Raw genomic sequence first — 18490 nt, forward strand, 5'->3', positions numbered from 1 at the left:
TCATGTCTGCAGAACAACGCATTATTATTAATGAACACCGCACCGGTTGTGGCCGGATAGCAGGGCACATTACATTAAATAAGCCGGCGTCGCTGAATGCGCTGGATCTTGATATGGCATCAGCCATGCAGAACCAGCTGAATGTATGGGCGCAGCAGGAAGATGTACTGTTTATCATTATTGACGGTGCCGGTGAGAAGGCCTTTTGTGCCGGTGGCGATATTGTTTCCATGTATCATGCGATGAAATCCGCGCCCGGCACGATCCCGCCGTTTATCCGTGATTTCTTTACCGTGGAATACGAACTCGATTACACCCTGCATACATACCCCAAACCTGTTGTGGTGTGGGGAGATGGTATTGTGATGGGTGGCGGTATGGGCTTGTTACAGGGGGCTTCTCACCGGGTGGTAACGGATAAAAGCCGCCTTGCCATGCCCGAAGTGACGATTGGCTTATTTCCTGATGTGGGAGGCAGCTACTTTCTTCCCCGCTTAACCGGACAACTCGGCCTGTTCCTCGGCCTGACCGCAGCGCAGGTAAATGGTGCTGAAGCGGTAAAGTATGGTCTGGCCGATCATCTGCGTGCCCGCAGTGATCTGGCTGATCTCATTACACGATGGAAAAGCACTGAGTGGAAATCAGGCAGCCGTGAGGACGTTGCCGGTATGCTGGCAAAGAGCCTGAATGCCGGTACAGCAGATGCGTCACCTGAAAACAGTCAGCCCGATGACCGGATTGCGCCATGGCTTGAACGTATCAATGCAGCCTGCTCATTTCCGTCAGTTCAGGAAGTTGTTGCTGCCATTACAGCTATCGATGCAGGTGGTGACAAATGGATGTTAAAAGCTCAACAGGCGCTGGCATCCGGCTCATCACTCACGGCTGCGCTGTTTTACCGCCAGTTTCAGAAAGGTAAAACACAGTCTCTGGCAGACAGCTTCAGGATGGAACTGAATATGGCCTGCCATTGTGCACAATACGGTGAATTGCAGGAAGGGATCCGGGCGTTGCTGATAGATAAAGACGGCAAGCCGGGCTGGCGGTTTAACTCCGTGGCCGGGATCCCTGATTCGGACATTGATCCGTTCTTCTCATCCCCCTGGCAGTCAGGTCACCCGCTGGCCGGACTGGGAGAATCAATATGAAAAACATTACTTTTATAGGTCTCGGCAATATGGGCTCGCCCATGGCGGCGAACCTGATTAAAGCCGGATATAACGTGACGGTTTTTGATTTGGTAGAAAGTGCCATGGATGCGCTGTGTGACAAAGGAGCCCGTAAAGCGGCAAGTGTGTCTGATGCCGTGTCGCAAGCTGAAGCGGTGATTACCATGTTGCCGGCTGCGGCTCATGTACGCAGCTTATATTGCGGTGAAGCAGGCATACTGGCTTCACTGAACACATCCTGTTTGCTTATCGACAGCAGTACCATTGATGCAGACACTGCCAGAGAAACCGGCCATGCAGCGGAGCAAGCGGGTCACCGCTTTATCGATGCGCCGGTTTCCGGCGGCGTTGCCGGCGCCACAGCCGGTACCCTGACTTTCATTGCGGGAGGCAAAGCAGAAGTGGTGGAGCAGGCATCGCCTCTGCTGAATGTCATGGGGCAAAACCTGTTTCATGCAGGGGATACCGGTGCCGGTCAGGTTGCCAAAATTTGCAATAATATGTTGCTGGCTGTACTGATGGCCGGCACTTCAGAAGCACTGCAACTTGCCATCGATAACGGGCTGGATCCAAAAGTCATGTCTGCCATTATGTTACAGAGCTCCGGTTGCAACTGGACCCTGCAGAAATACAATCCGTGTCCCGGGGTGATGGAGTCTGTGCCGTCATCTCATGCTTATCAGGGAGGCTTTATGGTCAAACTGATGAATAAAGATCTTGGCCTGGCGATGGATACCGGCGCTAAAACAGGCAGTTCGCTGCCCATGGGGTCAGCGGCACAACAGCTTTACCGGATGCATCAGCGTCAAGGGAACAGTGAGCTGGATTTCTCCAGTATATTCACGCTTTTCAGTAAAGATACTATCTGATCAAAGTACTACCTTCCTTAAGAAAAGCCGTCTTGTCCCGTTAATGTTATTTCACAGGTAACATTAACGGGCAGGCGGCTTAGTCTTTTTGAACCTTGCAGTTCCTCCTCATTCTGTTACATTCCCTGCGTTTTCACAGGCAGAACAGGTTCAAATTATGTGGCAATGCCCTCTTTGTCAGTCTCCGCTGGTGTGCGGTGACACATGGCGCTGTAACAACAATCATAGTTTTGATGTGTCCAGACGGGGATACGTTAACCTCTTGCCTGTACATAAAAAAAGCAGCAAGGATCCCGGCGACAATAAAGCCATGCTCGGCGCCAGAAAGACCTTCCATCAATACCGCATTTATCAGCCGTTGATGGACAAGATGGCTGACGTGATAATAAAAAGCGATGTGATGTCTGCGTCAGGAGCCGTTGTACTTTATGATGCAGGGTGCGGTGAAGGCACGTATTTACATGTGATTAGATCTGCGCTGGAAGCGGCCGGAAAGTCTGTGGTGGCCAGTGGCAGTGACATTTCCAAAAGCGCAGTGGATTTAGCAGCCAGACAGCACAGGGATGCACAGTTTGTTGTGGCCAGCAGTTTTGATTTACCGGTTCAGGACAGCCAAATCGACCTGATGCTTCAGGTTTTTGCCCCTGGCAGTGACGACGGGTTTGCCCGCGTTCTCAAACCTCAGGGTTTATTACTTCACGTTTCCCCTGGCCCGGCGCATTTAATGGCATTGAAAAAAGCCGCTTATAAAACCCCCCGTGAACACGAAATGCCAGCAGATGAGAGACCAGGCTTTACTCTGCTGAGCCGGCAGCGGGTTCACTGGCAGACCACTCTTGAAAATGATTCGCAACGGAAGGCGCTGCTTCAGATGACACCGTTTGCCTGGCGTCTGGATGAAAGTACTCAGGCTTCGTTGTGCCGGTCACTGACAGAGGTTGAAGCGGATTTTTATGTTTCCTTGTGGCAGGTAAAACAAAAATAGCTGGCGAAATAAAAACGCTGCCGGAGAAGGCAGCGTTTCTGAATTCCCAATTCCCATTATTCAGGAAAGGTGAAATAAATCCGGTAACGGTTTTTACCTTGAAAAATGGGTCAGGTGCTTGATGGCACGGCTGAGCAAATCCACATTCAACGGGTCGTTGCTTCGCTCACGGCTGTCAATATCTGATATTTCAAAGCTGCCGTTACTCAGCACTTCAATCATTTGCTGATTATGCAGCACCACCACTTTTTCACCGGAAGTACTCACCAGCCAGTTACGTTGTGGTTGCAACAAATTTTGTCCGGTGGAGTAGAACTGGACCGGCGCTGCGCAGCCTAATGCATTCAATACTGTAGGCGCTAAATCTTCGGTGCTGGCAATACTGCCTTTCACATCCAGCGTCGTAAGCAGTTTTCCACGGCGGGTACCGCCATCTTCAGAGAAGCCGGTGGCAATGATCACATCACTTTGCGCAAACACATCGTCGCTCAGCATATCTGCAATTTTGTCACCCGACAGGAAGGCAATGTGCAATCCGGCATGATTATTACTGACAGGCTGTCGGTAACCGTCAAGCATACTGGCAGGCAGTGCTTCGTCGACGTGAATAGACACAGGCATGCCCAGACCCACGGGTAAGGCCAGCAGAACCGGTCTTTTCTGTTCCAGTGTATCGCGGTAAATTTCCGGCACCCCGAACAGGGTAGTCAGGATCAAGCCATCCAGTGACGAGGCTGTAGAGAAATAGTTGTTCATTTCTCTGAGATCAAACTGTGGCATATCCGGCAACGGTGTATCGTCTGTTTGCACGACCAGGGCCAGGGTACGGTCAGCTTCAATATTGCAGTAAACCGGTTCCGTGGGGTAGGTCACCTGATGGATTTGCGGATCAAACTGCAGCTGTTTGCGTTCCTTATAGCGTTCCAGATCCAGCAGGCCATAGCGGGACATGGTGGTTTTTGCCGTAGCCGGATAGGACAACGGAAACATATTGTCCTGCTTCACGATAGGCTGATATAACTCTGCATCAGCCCACACGTGAATCGCATGGCTGGCGACAAAACAGGTAAGGAAAAAGCCGGTTACCGGCGTACCGATTTTGTGATGCTGTAAACGCTCCACACGTTTCCATAACGCATTGGCCAGCACAAGCTGAAAACCGAGCCAGACCACAAAGAGCAGTAATAAGTACATCCACTGTTGTAAACCAAACTGACTGATTTGATTTTGTGCTTCGTTGCGCAGTAGATCGGCAGAACTGAAGCTTAAATGAAAGCCGGTGCGGTTGAACAGCAGGGCGTCAAACGCCATCAATGCCAGCCCGGTAGCCGCGATGGCGGATGCGGCAAACTTGATAATTCTCGGGTTTGTCGCCAGGTAGCACAACGGCAGAATGAATATGACAAAACCGGAGAAGGTCATAAAACCAATATGACCGAACCAGTTAAATACCAGATACAAGGCACCTAAGGCCGTATCCGGTGAAGGAGAGGAAAATATAAATACTGAGGCGATGATCATGGCGATGGCTATGTTAGCCAGCGCGAACCAGTGGCCCCAGTTTACCAGGCGTGTGACCCGCTGACGGCGAGGTGACTCCGCTAAAATCATTATTCAGCCCTGTTAGTTAACACTTTTCTGTAATACCGAAGCGAATTGTTCCGCCATGGCTTTGCGGTTAGCAGCGGGAACCTGTGTATTAAGAATGTGCGTGATGACATTACCCAATACCATGAGCTGTAAATCACGACTGGCCTCATTTTCCTCGAGTGTGAGGATGACTTTATTCATTAGCGCTTCAAAATCCGAATCGGAATAACGGCTTTGCTGGGGCATTGTGACGCCTCTTTTACTGTTTTCTTTACTAAAAAAGAATGGAATTTAATTTTAAATGATTATAATCGTTGTCTGAGTGATAACAATCATTCATTCGTAAATCCCGCGAATTCCACTGTAAATTCTCAACTAAACAGGATCCCAGATAGTCTATGAGTGCACTGATTCATCATTTTGTTGTTCACCGGTTAGTCGTCAGCGGCGAAGACAAGCTGTCCATCATTCCACGGGACAAGTGTCTTGCGGTGACGCCGGAAATCGAATCACTGGCTCATCAGATCAATCACAGCTTTAACAGCAAGCCCGGAAAAGGTGTGGGCCATTTCACTGAAGAAGCTGCAGGCGGTGAAGATACCATTCCTTTTAAAACGTCACTGGCAGAATTCATGCACGCGCAAAAAGAGCGCGTGGACAACCTGGAAGATATCTTCCATGCCTTTACGCTGACTTCCGGTGACAAGCTGATTAAAGCCCTGACCGATACCGGTACAGTGCAAACAGGCTTTCTGATTTTCTGTCAGTATGAGTTTCTGGCAACACAGTATCTGATGATCACGTTACTGAATACCCGTTCCCACGTGGAAATCAATCAGGCACTGGAGCTGAATGCCCGCGAGCACCTTGATTTGGCGAAGATGCAACTGGCAGTACGCATTGACCTTACTCAACTTGAGATCCAGCCGGAGCAAAAACGCTACGTAAGCTTTATTAAAGGACTCATGGGCCGCAAGGTGTCTGATTTCTTCATGGATTTTATTGGTTGCGAAGAGCTGGTGGACATTAAGCAGCAGAACAAACAACTGATTTCTTCGGTAGATGCTTATCTGGCCAGTGAGAATCTTGACCGTGAAGAGCAGCAACAGCACCGTGATGAAGTGAAGTCTTATTTCAAAGAAAAGATAGACAGTGGTGAAAGTCTGTCGATCAAAGAGTTATCCGGACGGTTATCGCCGGACAGTGACAGCGAACACAGTTTTGAGGCGTTCACGCAAACGCTTGAGGCACCGCTGGAAGAGAATATTCAACCTGATCCTGCTGCGCTGCGTCAGCTGGCTAAATTTACCGGACAGGGCGGCGGTATTTCCCTTAGCTTTGAACGTAAACTACTGGGTGACAAAATCATCTACGACCCGGTGTCAGACACACTGACCATTAAAGGTATTCCGCCAAATTTAAAAGACCAGTTGACCAGACAGTCAAAAAATTAGGTACAATAGCCGTTATTCACCCGTAACAGTAACGAAATGCGGGCCAACGTTCGTAAGCAGGCAGGTGAAACCTGCCTGCTTTGTTTAATTTATCGTATAATGCCGGCAGTTTAAGTTCCGGCAACAAGGTTTTACATGCAATTATTTGTCAACGACCTCACCGTCATGGATTTTTCTTACCTGTGCCCTGAGCGGGGAATGGTGGGAGAAAGCTGGATCGTGGATGTGATCCTGTCCGGCGGTCTTAACGATGAGAGTATGATTCAGGACTTCGGTAAGGTGAAAAAAAACCTGAAGCGACTGATTGATGATTATGTCGACCATAAATTGCTGGTACCTGCTGACTACGCCAACGTGACGATTGTGCATGAAGACAACAGTGAACATGTGGATGTTCGGTTTACCTGCAACGACGGCAGGGTGATTCAGTTATATTGTCCGGCAGAGGCTTACGCTTTCATCTACGGTGAAACGGTTACTAAGGACTCCACCGGCAGCTACCTTCGCGAAGTGATTGCTACTCACCTGCCGGAAAACGTAGATAACCTTGAGCTGATTCTGCGTACCGAAGTGATCTCAACGCCTTTCTATCACTACACTCATGGCCTGAAAAAACACGATGGCAATTGCCAGCGTATAGCCCATGGTCACCGTTCTAAAATCGACGTTTTTGTAAACGGTGAAAATAGTCTTGAGAGTCAGCAATACTGGGCATCACGCTGGGAAGATATATATATTGCCTCGGAAGAAGACAGGCTGGCTTTTTCAGCCCGTCAGGCCTCGGGCACTGTGCCGGCAGACAGAGAGTACTGCTGTTTTGCCTATGAATCGTCGCAAGGCTACTTTGAGATTTTGTTGCCTGAATCTGATTGTGAAGTCATTACCACTGATTCCACCGTGGAATGCCTGGCCCAGTTTATTTTTGATGAAGAAAAAGCCCGTCAGAACGGTGGCTCTGTGAAAGTGCTGGCTTACGAAGGCGTAGGAAAAGGAGCACTGGTGTGCGACTGATCCCGCTGGCTCTCATTGCGCTGATTTCTCTGTCTGTTTTTTCCTTGCAACAAAGCCTTGCTGCCAGTGAAGCCTCTGAAGCCGGTGCGCTGGTTCTGAATGGTAAATTTACGCAGGGCAGTCTGTTTCGTGGACAGTTGCCGCCCGGAAGTCAGGTTACATTGAATGGCGAGGCACTCAAGCTCAATGCGCAGGGCAAATTTGTATTTGGTTTCGCCCGTGAATCAGCACTTAAGCATACTTTGTCCTGGACGCTGCCTGATGGCAAAACAGGTTCGAGAGACATTGAACTGGAAAAGCGGCAGTACAACATACAGCGTATTGACGGTTTAAAATCTTCCATGGTTTCGCCGCCGGAAGAAACACTTAAACGGATCCGCAGAGACAGTACTGTGGTAGCCAATGCCCGCGGAAATATCTCTGATCTGGATGCTGTGTTTACCGGTTTTATCTGGCCGGCAGAAGGCTCGGTAACCGGCGTATACGGTAGCCAGCGGGTGCTGAACGGTATTCCTAAAGCGCCGCACTATGGCGTTGACGTTGGTGCACCAACCGGTACGCCTGTTATTGCTCCCGCAGCGGGTGTGGTGACATTATCAGATGATTTGTATTACAGCGGCAATACCGTGATTCTCGATCACGGTATGGGTGTGTTCTCTACGTTTCTGCACCTTGATTCTTCGAAGGTGAAAGCCGGGGATGTGGTCGCGCAGGGCGACGCTATCGGTACCATCGGTGCGACCGGCAGAGCAACAGGTCCCCATCTTGACTGGCGGCTTAACCTGGGTAAAACCAGGCTGGATCCAGCGTTACTGGTACCGCCCCGCCACTAATAACTTATTTTTATTTAACCCTGTAAAAGCAATCAGCCCCTGTACGGGGCTGAATCATTTATGCTGTAGCAAGCCATGCTGCCAGCTTTTCCTTATCTTCAATGGTGAAGTAACAGGCTTCCTGCCGCTCTTCAAGCACAGGCAGGGATAACGTCAGCAAACGCCCATCACGCAGTACTGTCAGCGGCAAGGCAGATTCACCGGTTTGATTCAATAAACGCTGCAGCAGAATGTCATTCACTACGTAGCCATCCAGTGCAATGATCCTGTCGTTTACCTGTAGTCCTGCCCGGCAAGCTGCACCGTCTTCAAATACAACCTGAACCATTACGCCGGTTTCTGCATTTTTAATGGCAGCCCCTAAATGATGTTTCTGGTAAGCCGGTAAGGGCGGTACACCACCACGGTCAGATGCTGAGTTTTTCGGCCTTGTATGCAGCGTTACGCCAATATCAGCCAGCCACTGATTCAGGGGCACGTCTTCTTTGCCGTAAACAACAGCCCGAAGATACTCTGATACATCAATATTGAAAGTTTCACGGCAAACGGTCTCAATCACATCATCAGGGGTGCCGGTTTCCTCTGCACCAAATTGCTGCCACAGTGCCTGCATTAAACTGTCCAGCGACACGTTACCCTGCGACTTTCTGCGTAACAGCAAATCGAGTCCAAAGGCAATGATGCCGCCCTTTACATAGTAACTCACAATATTGTTGGGAGCTGATGCATCCTGTTTGTAGAACTTGGTCCATGCATCAAAGCTGGACTCTGCCACTGACTGTTTGAAACGTCCCGCTGTCACCTGTAAACGGGTGAGGTTCTGACCAACAATTTCCAGATATTTTTCAGGGCTGATGAGGCCCGTTCTCGCCAGCGTCACATCGTCATAAAAACTGGTAAAGCCCTCATAAATCCAAAGCTGGGGGGTATAGACTTCTGCACTTAAATCCGGTTTCAGGAAAACGGAAGGACGCAGGCGCTTAACATGCCAGGTGTGAAACAATTCATGACAGCAGAGGCTCAGAAAGGTGACGTACTGATCAGTTTTGCCGCCGCCTTCACGTTCCAGCGGTAAGTCAAACCGTGGGTAGAGCAGGGCCGTAGAACTGCGGTGCTCAAGGCCGCCAAAGCCACTGTCGCTCAGCAACGTCATGAACACATAGCGGTCCACGGGCGCGGGCTGACCGAATAAATTAAGGTGATGCTCACAAACCGGCACCATGTCTTCGCATATTCTTTTCGTGTTTACCGGCGTTTTGCCACTAAAAAGGAACACAAATTCCACGCCCTGAACCGTTACACTGTCGAGCACACACTCACCCATGAATACAGGGTGATCAATGAGCTCCGCGTAATCTTCGCAGATAAAATGCGTACCGTTTGTGTCATCAGGCTGCATGCTGGTTTCTACATGCCAGTGGCTTAAGGATTCAGGTAAAGATACCGTCACTTCACAGGACGCTGCGGGGAGGTCGTTGACCTGCAAGAAGACACTGGTGCCGTTGATAAAGCCGTATTCGTCGTTCAGGTAAGCTGCACGTACGGAGAGATCAAAGGCATAAACGGTGTATTCAACAGTGACTGGCTGTTTACCCGCTTTAATTTGCCAGGTCTGTTTATCTGTTTTAATAACAGGTAAAACATTTTCTGCGTTGTCTGTCGCTGTCAGTGTGATGATGTGTCTGGCGAAATCCCGCACCATATAGCTGCCGGGGATCCACGCCGGTAAGCTCAACGTCAGTATATCAGTGTCGCAGGCGGGAATTGTGAGGGTTACTGCGAAAAGATGTTGAGAGCGGGAGCGGACGGAAAGATCGTATCGCAAAGAAGTCATGTAAATATCCGTGAAAAGTCATGCAGAGTGCTATCATGCATCACACCGGACTTTTTGTCAGCATCAGCGAAAAGGGAGTATGATAATGTCACTGACTGAAAAGGAGTACAGCCTGCTGTGAGTAAAGCCGAAACCACCTCTTTAAGTAAAGATGACATGACTGCATTGAAAAGCCTGGCGCCCGGCACCGTTGTCGATTTACAGATAGAGACACCCACTGCACCGCAACGCCTTAAAACGCACTATGTGGGTATGGATATTCCTAACGCATTTATTTTCCAGGTACCAAATACCCATAAATGGGCCAACATCCGTGATTATCTTGTTGCCGGCAATGAAGTGGTCGTAAGGTTTGTGATCGAAGGTGGGCTGGGGCAGGTTATTGCCTTCAAAACTACAATCTTAAAGTGCTTCAGCAAACCGGTGAGTATTCTTATCACCGGGTTTCCGTCTAAGCTGCAAACCATGGGGCTACGCAGCGACCGGCGTTCCCAGCCGGGCATTCCTGTCAGTGTCTATTTGGATCAGGAAGAGCAGGAAAGAGTCCGGGGCCTGATCATTGATGTATCGAAAACAGGCTGCAAACTGGCCATAAAAACGGGTTCAGATGACAGTAAGCTTGAAGTTAACAAAAAAATAACATTGGGCTGTAAATTGGATGGTGAAACCATTAGGATAGACAGCAACGTGCGGAACGTTGCCGAAGTAAAAGGATACTATTATTACGGTATTCAGTTTACCAATGAGCAAAAGGCGGTCGAAACCTTAATTGAACGCTATATTCTGGCTCTATAGCAGAAAAAGCTCAGGCTTTCCGTTACCGCCGGCGGATCCATTTACGGAGCGTTATTGATATGCGACAAATTGACAAGTTGTTATTGCAATACTCGGAAAGCCACCAGAATAAAACGAATGTGTTAATCCACGCCGTTGCGGTGCCGTCTATTTACCTCGTTACCCTGGGTTTAATATGGAGTATTCCGCTCCCCGGCTTTCTGCAGCAAACCGATCTCACCTGGGCCCACCTGCTGGTGCTGCCGGTCCTGTACTACTATTTCCGCCTGTCCGGTCCGGTAGGCGCGGCTATGACGCTACTGACAATTATCAGTTTCGGTGTCATCAATCTGATTGATGGCAGTCCTGTGGCTGTGTGGGAATTTTGTCTTATCTTGTTTGTAGTCATGTGGATCCTGCAGTTTGCCGGTCACAAAATCGAAGGCCGGAAGCCGTCGTTTTTCGATGATATCCGTTTTTTACTCATTGGCCCGGCCTGGTGGTGGACTCACTGGTTTAAGCGCTTAAATATAAGTTATTAAGTAAAATCCACTGCGACAAGGTGCCGGGGAAGCACGACCAAGATTGCCATGAACCCGTTTAATATGCGTATAATTGAAATTACTATTTGATTTTACGGTAATAAAGTGAGTCGTTGGCAACAGTTATTCGAAAGTAACGAACGCTTATTCTGGACCTTGCACAGCGTGGGCTGGGCGGGTTTTGCGTTAATTTATTATATTGGTTCGTTTCTTCATGATGTCCGGCCTATCTGGGTCTTTATCATTTTGCTCAATGCTTATGCCGGCTGGTTACTGACCATTCCGTTACGGTATGTGTTTCGTTGGGCCAGAAAACTGTCTCCTTTGAAAATGATCACTACCGTCATTCTCGCCTGTTATGTGGTGGCGCTGGTATGGGCAGTAGTAAAGAACGTCAACTACTGGGAAATCTATAAGCACGGCTACCGGCCTGATGCCTGGTATCTGTACTTTACCAATACGATCAATTCTCTGATCATGGTGGGCTGCTGGACGGGTACCTATTTTGGTATCAAGAACTTCCAGATGCTGCAAAAAGAAAAGCAGAATGCATTAAAAGCCAGTACCATGGCGCATCAGGCGCACATTAAAATGTTGCGCTATCAGCTTAACCCTCACTTCCTGTTTAATACACTGAACGCCATTTCCACGCTGATCCTGCTGAAAGAAAATGATATTGCAGAAGCCATGGTGTCACGGTTATCAGACTTTTTACGCTATTCTCTGGATAATGATCCCATTAAGCGGGTTACTTTGGGTGAAGAAATCAAAGTACTGCGTTTGTACCTTGAAATAGAAAAAGTACGATTTGATGACAGATTAGATGTAGTATGGGATATTGAACCTGATTGTGAGTCTGCCCTGGTGCCGGGGATGATTTTGCAACCGCTTATTGAAAATGCAATTAAACACGCCATATCCACTATGGAGAACGGCGGTCAAATTTCTATTTCTGCACGTACCTTTGGTAACGACCTGTTAATGGATGTCGCTGATAACGGGCCCGGTGCGGAAATAAAGGATGGTCAGCTGCATCGTGAAAACGGTGTGGGGTTAGTGAATATAAAGGAACGTCTGCAGTCTTTATATCAGCGTAATTTTGCTTTTTCGGTTGAACATAATCAGCCGTCAGGCATACGTGTGAGACTGCGGATCCCTTACGAAGTATAAGACGTAAAGCATGAGTGATCGTAAAATAAAAACTGTCGTGGTAGACGACGAGCCGTTGGCAAGGAAAGGGTTACGCACACGTCTGGAACGTCACGCTGATGTAGAAGTGGTGGCGGAATGCCAGAATGGTCTGGATGCGGTAAGCGTAATTTCTAAAAACCGGCCTGATCTGGTTTTTCTGGATATCCAGATGCCGGGTCTGAACGGGTTTCAGGTTATTCACAAACTCCGTGAACTGAACCAGCCAATTCCCATGATTGTATTTGTCACCGCTTATGACAGCTATGCCATTAAAGCGTTTGATATTCATGCAGTTGATTATTTGCTGAAACCGGCTGACGATGCCAGATTGTCAGATGCGCTGGTGAAAGTCAGAGAATATTTCACTACCCGCGATCAGGATGAGCAGTCCCGCAAGCTGGTAAATCTGGTGGCTGAGCTTACCGGTGATGATACCAACGAAATTCTCCGTAAACTTGCCAGCGGCGAGTCTATCGACACCAATCCTTATCCGGAAGTACTGGCCATTAAAGACGGCTCTGAAGTGACCCGTGTTGCCGTGCAGGACATCCAGTGGATTGACGCTGCCGGTGACTACATGTGTGTTCATGCGCTGGATGGTATGCATATCATGCGTAAAACCATGAAGGAACTGGAACAGGAACTGAATCCTCAGTGGTTCGTGAGAGTTCACCGTTCTGCCATTGCCAATATCCGCTTCGTCAAGAAGTTGGTGAGTCATATCAGTGGCGAATATCACCTTATTCTGCAGAATGACACCGAGCTGAAAGTCAGCCGCAGTCACCGCGATAAAGTCAAAGCCGCGATGAAGATGTAGAAAAACGGAGCATTATGCTCCGTTTTTTAATTTATCCGCCCGGTAACAGGTTACGCATAACGGTTGTTCATAAGCAGTGTCATGGTATCAACTGACAGGTCATCCAGCGGTTTACGTTGCTTCCAGGTGTCTTCCAGCGGTACCTGAACCGGTTTACTATGTTGTTCTCCAATCATCACGCCGGTTACAGCACTGCCCGTCAAAGTTGCCGCATAGGCACCCAGTTTAAGTGCCAGCAACCTGTCCTGAGAGACCGGCGAGCCGCCCCGCTGCACGTGCCCGAGAATAACAGGACGCACTTCTGTTTCAGTAAGCGATTTCTCCAGTCGTGAAGCTAAATCAGCAATCCCGCCGGGCCAGAGGTTTTCCGCCAGCACGATGATGTAACTCACGTTACCGCGCTGTTCCCGGCGTTCATTGAGCTGAGTCAGGATGTCTTTTAATGTCTTTTCTTCGCTTTCAAACAGTTCCGGCAAAATGACATAGTCTGACGCTGAAGCAATTGCGCCGTTCAGACCGAGGAAACCGGCATGTCTGCCCATCACTTCTACCAGAAAAACACGCTCAAATGCATCAGCAGTATCCCGTACTTTATCCACGGACTGGACAGCGGTTTCAATTGCGGTGAAATAGCCGATAGTGGCGTCTGTGCCGTTAATGTCGTTATCAATGGTACCCGGTAAACCAATGATCTGACCCTGCCAGAATTTTCCGAGATGGGCTGCGCCGCGAAAAGAGCCGTCTCCCCCAATCACAAAGAGGGTATCTATACCGAGCGCTGTAAGATTGGCAGCAGCAAGCTTACCGGATTCATCAGTCTTGAAAGGCTTGCAGCGGGCACTGTGTAAAATCGTGCCCCCGCGCTGGGCGAGGTTATGTACCTGGCGACTGTCCAGCGTCATATATTCCTGTGACAGCAAACCGTTATAACCATGTAAATAACCGACGATGTCATGGCCGGCCCGTTCACAAACCAGCACGATGGCACGGATACAGGCATTCATGCCGGGAGCATCTCCTCCCGAGGTGAGTATGGCTACTTTACTGTTCACGTTCCGTCCTTATTGAATCAGAGCCGGCAAAGTATGCCAGCGGGTTGAACTGCAAGTGTTGATACGAATCATATAAGCCACAGAGAGACAGAATTGTTACTAAAAATTAAATAGTATTTACTGTGATTTTCAGGGCTTTATAGTGATAGCACATCACCGTGAAGCATAGAGGTGAGCGTATCATTGTTCAATGGTTTCAGGCAGGAACAGTCATGAAAAAATGGGTAACAGTTATATTTGTCTTATTGCTGGGTGGATGCAGCAGTAAACTGGCATACAACAATCTGGACTGGCTGGTTTACTGGTACATGGATGATTACATCGAGCTGAATAATCGCCAGGAAGCCATGTTCGATAAGCAGCTCGACAAGTGGATTGACTGGCATCGCAGCAGAGAATTGCCCGCCTACATCAATCATCTCAAACTGGTGAAAGAGGATTTGGCAGAGAACCGGCTGACAGAACAGCGCCTGTTGTCTCATTACACCAAAGCCACGGAGCACTGGCAGCGTTTGCGGGAGGAAATCACTCCGCCTCTGGCATCAATGGCGGGCGAGCTGTCAGACGAGCAGGTGATCAGACTGTTTGCTGCACTGGAAAAGGACAACAAGGAAACAGAGGAAAAGATAGAAGAAACCAATGAGTGGTCAGAAACGGAACGCATGGAAGACCGTGTAGAAAGCCTGGAAGAGGATATGGAAGAAAGGATCGGCCGGCTGACAGAGGAACAAAAACAGTTAATTCAGGATATGGCGCCCGGCTTCATGCCGTCACGGGAATTGTGGCTGGCATACCGTCGTGATTTGCAGCAGCGGGCGAGGGTGTTATTCGCCGGCCGTAAGAGTAATCCTGATTTTATTGAGCAACTGACTGCACTGATGCTCAATCCTGAACAGTACCGGTCTGAAGCATTTCTTCAAGTCTGGCGAAACAATCGACAGCAACATGCCAGACTGGCGTCATCTGTCGCAAGTTCTCTGACAGCGAAACAAAAAAGCAAGCTGGAGGATGAGATCAACGATATGATTGCCAGCCTCGAAGATTTGCTGGACGAATAACTGCTTGGAATCCCAACTCAGACCGGTCTACGGTTTTTTACTTTCACTGCTGACCGCTTTTTTGTGGGGCGTGCTGCCGGTAGCGTTAACCCTTTGCCTTAAGGTAATGGACAGCCCGACAATTACTTTTTACCGCTTCCTGACGGCAGGGCTGGTGGTATTTTTTATTCTAAAAATACGTCGCAGCCTGCCTGTTGCCGCATCGTTGACCCGCAATGGCTGGTTGCTGGCGGCCCTCGCTACGGTGATGCTGGTGACAAACTATGTCACTAACGTTATGGGATTAAATTACCTCAGTGCGTCCAGTGCCCAGGTGCTCATGCAAATTGCACCGTTTGTGCTGATGACCGGCGGGGTGTTGTTGTACAAAGAGTCGTTCACCAAAGTGCAGTTTGCCGGCGCGGGCGTTTTGATCCTCGGGCTGGGATTGTTTTTCAATCAGCGGTTGCCGCAGATATTCGCCTCAGAAACAGAAAGTATTGCCGGCCTGTTCATCATCGCCGGTTCAGCTGTCGCATGGGCTATTTATGCACTGGCGCAGAAACCATTGTTACGCACTTTATCAGCAAGACAACTCACACTCATCATGTATGCCGCAGGTGGCATGTTACTAATCCCGCTGAGTACCCCGACAGAGCTGGTGTCCATGGACGGTTTGCAAATGGCAGCACTGGTGTTTTGCTGCCTGAATACACTGGTTGCCTATGGGGCTTTCACCGAGGCGATGCGTGTCTGGTATGCGTCTAAGGTATCCGCCGTGCTGGCAGTACAACCGGTCTTTACTTTTATCAGTATGACGTTAGCTGAGAAAATTATGCCTGATACCTTTCACCAGCCGGAACTGGACACGGTTGCTTATGGCGGAGCATTACTGGTGGTCACCGGCTCGATGATGGCCGCGCTGGGAAGGAAAAAGCCTGTTAAAGTGTTATCAGGCAGCCTTTCCGGTAAGTCCTGATAATTCTGCTCTCAGTTCCTCAAACTTTTGCAGGAACTGAGGCTTCATGAACATACCATCCAGCAGTTTCAGCAACCGCTTGCTGTCTGTTAATAAAGCCGGCTGCTCTTTAGTATCGGTGTTCAGCAGTTTAATCACGCATTGCAGCAGGTTGAGGGCAACCCCGGTATTCACCGGTGCAAACTGCAGGGCTTTGGTGAAAGACGTGCGTGCCGCTTTAAAATCGCCCTGCTGATAATGTTCAATGCCTTCTTTGTTATGCATAGAGTAAAGCTGTTGTTTTTCAGCAGCCTTTTGCTTGTCGGTATCCAGCATCTGTTTTACAGAATCGTGCAGGTTACCTGAGCGAATTACATTCACCAGAGCGTCTGCTTCATCATATTCGCCGATGGCATACATCACTTTCAAACTGTCCGGCGCATAGGTTTGCGGATAAGACTCGTATTTGTGCTGTATCGCTTCCTGGCCACTGTTCAACGCCCGCTTAGCTTCAATGAGCTTTCCTTCAATACTGTGAAGCCGGGCTGTGAATATTTGTTCATAGATCACGAAATCGAATTCGTCGTTATGACGGCTGAGGTAATCGTCAAATTTACCCCGCTGCACGGCAAGATGGGCTTCTTGCTGATAGCGGTTACGGGTTTTCTTATCTTCAGCGTTTTCCGCTACTTCCAGAATGCTGCGAATGTAGCTGCACCAGATATCCGCATGCTCTTTCACCGTTTTACGGGACAACAACCAGATTGCCTGCGCACTTTCACTGGCCAGCACAAAATCTTTGTGTTGACGGGCGATATGACAGGCAATGTGATGACGCTCTGTGCAGTAAGGGGAAATTTTGATGGCATGACGTATGGTTTCTGCAGCCCGCTCAGTGTCGTTATTGAGTAACTGGCATTCTGCCACCACGTCATAAGCTTCGGCACTGAAACGGTTACGTTGCAGAACGCTTTGTGCCATAGAAAGGGCCTTGTCCCGCTCATTCATTTTCAACCAGTTTTTAGCCAGTGCCAGTTGCAACCAGGGCACAGGTCTGTCTGTATCAAAATCGCTCAGTACGTTCAGAGCACCGGCGAAATCTTTCTGTTGCCAGCAAATGCCGGTGAGCAGTTGTGCAACCGAACCACGGTAAGGCCGGTTAGTAGCAAGTAATTTTTCCGCCTGCTTTCGGGCAAGGGCAGTATCGCCTTCATGAAGCGCATGATAAACGGGCAGCAGGGCCTGGCGTTTTTTCCAGGCCCGTTCAAGACGGGTTTTCAGCTGGTTTTGGGAAAAGGGTTTTATCAGGTAGTCGTCAGGTCCGCGATCAATAGAGCCCAGTACGAAGGGACGGGTGCTGTCAGCACTGATCAACATCACAATGGCTGAGGGTTTTGCCAGTTTCTGACTACGCAGCTCTTCGATAAATTCAAAACCGTTCTTTTTGTCAGAGCCCAGATGAAGGTCGCTGATGATGATATCAAACTTGCGTTTCCGGCACAGGGATAACGCCTGCTCTGCGGAGGATTTCGTGACAACTTCGGTTGCACCCATAGAATGCAGCAGACCCCGCAAAACCAGCAGAAAAGGGCGCTGATCTTCTATAATCAGTACACGTTTATCTGCGTAATTCATCTACCTGTTACCCTGAAATCAGACTTTAGTATAATGATCGGACCATTACGCCTAAAGTTCAAGTATGTAAATTTGTACGGATCTGTCTTTAGTTATCCCGGTCAATGCCGATAAGCACAGTATGAGTACCCCTGATTTACCCTTTGACTCTGGCCGGCTACCGGCACTGATCCCTGATCGTGAATGGAACGGGGAGCTTGCCCGCGCGGCAGGTAAAGGCGCGCAGTTCTCCCTGTTCCTTGCCATGCATTGTCAGCCCGGTGCTGAGCACTTTTCACTGTTACCTGCAGAGGCAGACGAGGTTACCGGCGATCCTTATTTTCCCGACCGTCTGAATCACTACAAACGGCCACCGCTTAAACCCTCTGATGCAGACTATCTGGCGCTCAATACCACGGCAAAGATGGCGAATTCCGGCTCAGCGGCGGCCTTTTCATTATGGCAGTCTATGCATCCTGATCCGTTAAGTGCCCATGACAATGCCACGCTCATTCCTCCCGAAGTTAAGGAAAATTGCAGTCTGGCAACCCGTATGCGGTTGCAGCATATTTCCCGCGCGCCGGAACCTGTAGACGAAACTATGCTGGATGAGGTGATAAGCGGTTCTTCCTCATTGCTTATTGCCTGAAGAAGCGCTTATTTTCGTTACATCCAGAGCTGATTTGGAAAATCGCACACGTTCTGGTATATTTCGCGCCGCAATTTGCACTGGTCTTACGCTCCAATCAGCAAAGGTAAA

General features: G+C 49.1%; 18 protein-coding genes. 13 read left to right on the top strand and 5 right to left on the bottom strand.

Annotated elements, in window-relative coordinates:
- The first annotated feature begins 2 nt into the window (after positions 1 to 2).
- The 3 genes from ACXAH4_RS17960 to ACXAH4_RS17970 all read left to right on the top strand — a co-directional run bounded on the left by ACXAH4_RS17960 (position 3) and on the right by ACXAH4_RS17970 (position 3023).
- Entirely contained in the window at positions 3 to 1148 is a 1146-nt protein-coding gene (locus tag ACXAH4_RS17960) for an enoyl-CoA hydratase/isomerase family protein (RefSeq protein WP_474882870.1), read from the top strand.
- A complete protein-coding gene (mmsB, locus tag ACXAH4_RS17965; RefSeq protein WP_474882871.1) occupies positions 1145 to 2038 on the top strand; it encodes a 3-hydroxyisobutyrate dehydrogenase in 894 nt (297 codons plus the stop codon). The genes ACXAH4_RS17960 and mmsB overlap by 4 nt, the downstream gene beginning before the upstream one ends.
- Before the next feature lie 157 nt (positions 2039 to 2195).
- Positions 2196 to 3023 carry a putative RNA methyltransferase gene (locus tag ACXAH4_RS17970; protein ID WP_474852100.1) on the top strand — a complete coding sequence of 276 codons (828 nt, stop codon included), beginning with the start codon at positions 2196 to 2198 and terminating at the stop codon, positions 3021 to 3023.
- Positions 3024 to 3116: 93 nt separating this feature from the next.
- On the opposite strand, the gene ACXAH4_RS17975 is transcribed toward ACXAH4_RS17970, so the two are convergent.
- Together ACXAH4_RS17975 and ACXAH4_RS17980 are read right to left on the bottom strand one after the other, a co-directional pair.
- The gene (locus tag ACXAH4_RS17975) at positions 3117 to 4634 is read right to left on the bottom strand and encodes a DUF3413 domain-containing protein (RefSeq protein WP_474845910.1); all 1518 of its coding nucleotides are present in this window, start codon (positions 4632 to 4634) and stop codon (positions 3117 to 3119) included.
- 12 nt (positions 4635 to 4646) lie between these two features.
- Complete coding sequence (locus ACXAH4_RS17980; protein WP_303574171.1) at positions 4647 to 4859, bottom strand: YejL family protein; 213 nt, start codon at positions 4857 to 4859, stop codon at positions 4647 to 4649.
- A gap of 152 nt (positions 4860 to 5011) precedes the next feature.
- Between ACXAH4_RS17980 and yejK the strand changes: the two genes are divergently transcribed.
- From yejK to ACXAH4_RS17995, 3 genes are all read left to right on the top strand, one after another.
- Positions 5012 to 6067, top strand: coding sequence for a nucleoid-associated protein YejK (gene yejK / locus ACXAH4_RS17985; protein WP_119501292.1), 1056 nt, complete (start codon positions 5012 to 5014; stop codon positions 6065 to 6067).
- A gap of 135 nt (positions 6068 to 6202) precedes the next feature.
- A complete protein-coding gene (locus ACXAH4_RS17990; protein ID WP_474882873.1) occupies positions 6203 to 7078 on the top strand; it encodes a 6-carboxytetrahydropterin synthase in 876 nt (291 codons plus the stop codon).
- A gap of 23 nt (positions 7079 to 7101) precedes the next feature.
- Positions 7102 to 7911 (top strand): M23 family metallopeptidase, encoded by an 810-nt coding sequence (locus tag ACXAH4_RS17995; protein ID WP_474882901.1) that lies wholly within the window; start codon positions 7102 to 7104, stop codon positions 7909 to 7911.
- A gap of 58 nt (positions 7912 to 7969) precedes the next feature.
- On the opposite strand, the gene ACXAH4_RS18000 is transcribed toward ACXAH4_RS17995, so the two are convergent.
- A complete protein-coding gene (locus ACXAH4_RS18000; protein ID WP_474882874.1) occupies positions 7970 to 9745 on the bottom strand; it encodes a M61 family metallopeptidase in 1776 nt (591 codons plus the stop codon).
- 117 nt (positions 9746 to 9862) lie between these two features.
- On the opposite strand from ACXAH4_RS18000, the gene ACXAH4_RS18005 reads away from it, so the two are divergent.
- From ACXAH4_RS18005 to ACXAH4_RS18020, 4 genes are all read left to right on the top strand, one after another.
- Positions 9863 to 10540, top strand: coding sequence for a flagellar brake protein (locus ACXAH4_RS18005; RefSeq protein WP_474845917.1), 678 nt, complete (start codon positions 9863 to 9865; stop codon positions 10538 to 10540).
- Positions 10541 to 10599: 59 nt separating this feature from the next.
- Positions 10600 to 11061 carry an Mpo1 family 2-hydroxy fatty acid dioxygenase gene (locus tag ACXAH4_RS18010; RefSeq protein WP_303574166.1) on the top strand — a complete coding sequence of 154 codons (462 nt, stop codon included), beginning with the start codon at positions 10600 to 10602 and terminating at the stop codon, positions 11059 to 11061.
- Positions 11062 to 11166: 105 nt separating this feature from the next.
- Positions 11167 to 12231 carry a sensor histidine kinase gene (locus ACXAH4_RS18015; RefSeq protein ID WP_119501297.1) on the top strand — a complete coding sequence of 355 codons (1065 nt, stop codon included), beginning with the start codon at positions 11167 to 11169 and terminating at the stop codon, positions 12229 to 12231.
- Positions 12232 to 12241: 10 nt separating this feature from the next.
- Positions 12242 to 13069, top strand: coding sequence for a LytR/AlgR family response regulator transcription factor (locus tag ACXAH4_RS18020; protein WP_119501298.1), 828 nt, complete (start codon positions 12242 to 12244; stop codon positions 13067 to 13069).
- A 50-nt stretch (positions 13070 to 13119) separates the two neighbouring features.
- On the opposite strand, the gene ACXAH4_RS18025 is transcribed toward ACXAH4_RS18020, so the two are convergent.
- A complete protein-coding gene (locus ACXAH4_RS18025) occupies positions 13120 to 14121 on the bottom strand; it encodes a 6-phosphofructokinase (RefSeq protein ID WP_474845920.1) in 1002 nt (333 codons plus the stop codon).
- A gap of 212 nt (positions 14122 to 14333) precedes the next feature.
- Between ACXAH4_RS18025 and ACXAH4_RS18030 the strand changes: the two genes are divergently transcribed.
- Together ACXAH4_RS18030 and ACXAH4_RS18035 are read left to right on the top strand one after the other, a co-directional pair.
- Positions 14334 to 15179, top strand: coding sequence for a DUF6279 family lipoprotein (locus tag ACXAH4_RS18030; protein ID WP_474845922.1), 846 nt, complete (start codon positions 14334 to 14336; stop codon positions 15177 to 15179).
- 4 nt (positions 15180 to 15183) lie between these two features.
- Positions 15184 to 16137 (top strand): DMT family transporter, encoded by a 954-nt coding sequence (locus tag ACXAH4_RS18035; protein ID WP_474882876.1) that lies wholly within the window; start codon positions 15184 to 15186, stop codon positions 16135 to 16137.
- Here the strand turns inward: ACXAH4_RS18035 and ACXAH4_RS18040 are convergent.
- A complete protein-coding gene (locus ACXAH4_RS18040) occupies positions 16111 to 17751 on the bottom strand; it encodes a response regulator (protein ID WP_474882877.1) in 1641 nt (546 codons plus the stop codon). The genes ACXAH4_RS18035 and ACXAH4_RS18040 overlap by 27 nt on opposite strands.
- 121 nt (positions 17752 to 17872) lie before the next feature.
- Between ACXAH4_RS18040 and ACXAH4_RS18045 the strand changes: the two genes are divergently transcribed.
- Positions 17873 to 18379: a VC2046/SO_2500 family protein gene (locus ACXAH4_RS18045; protein ID WP_474882879.1), complete on the top strand. Its 507-nt coding sequence runs from the start codon at positions 17873 to 17875 to the stop codon at positions 18377 to 18379.
- Positions 18380 to 18490 lie beyond the last annotated feature (111 nt).

The sequence above is a fragment of the Alteromonas sp. ABV2_168 genome (assembly GCF_056161165.1).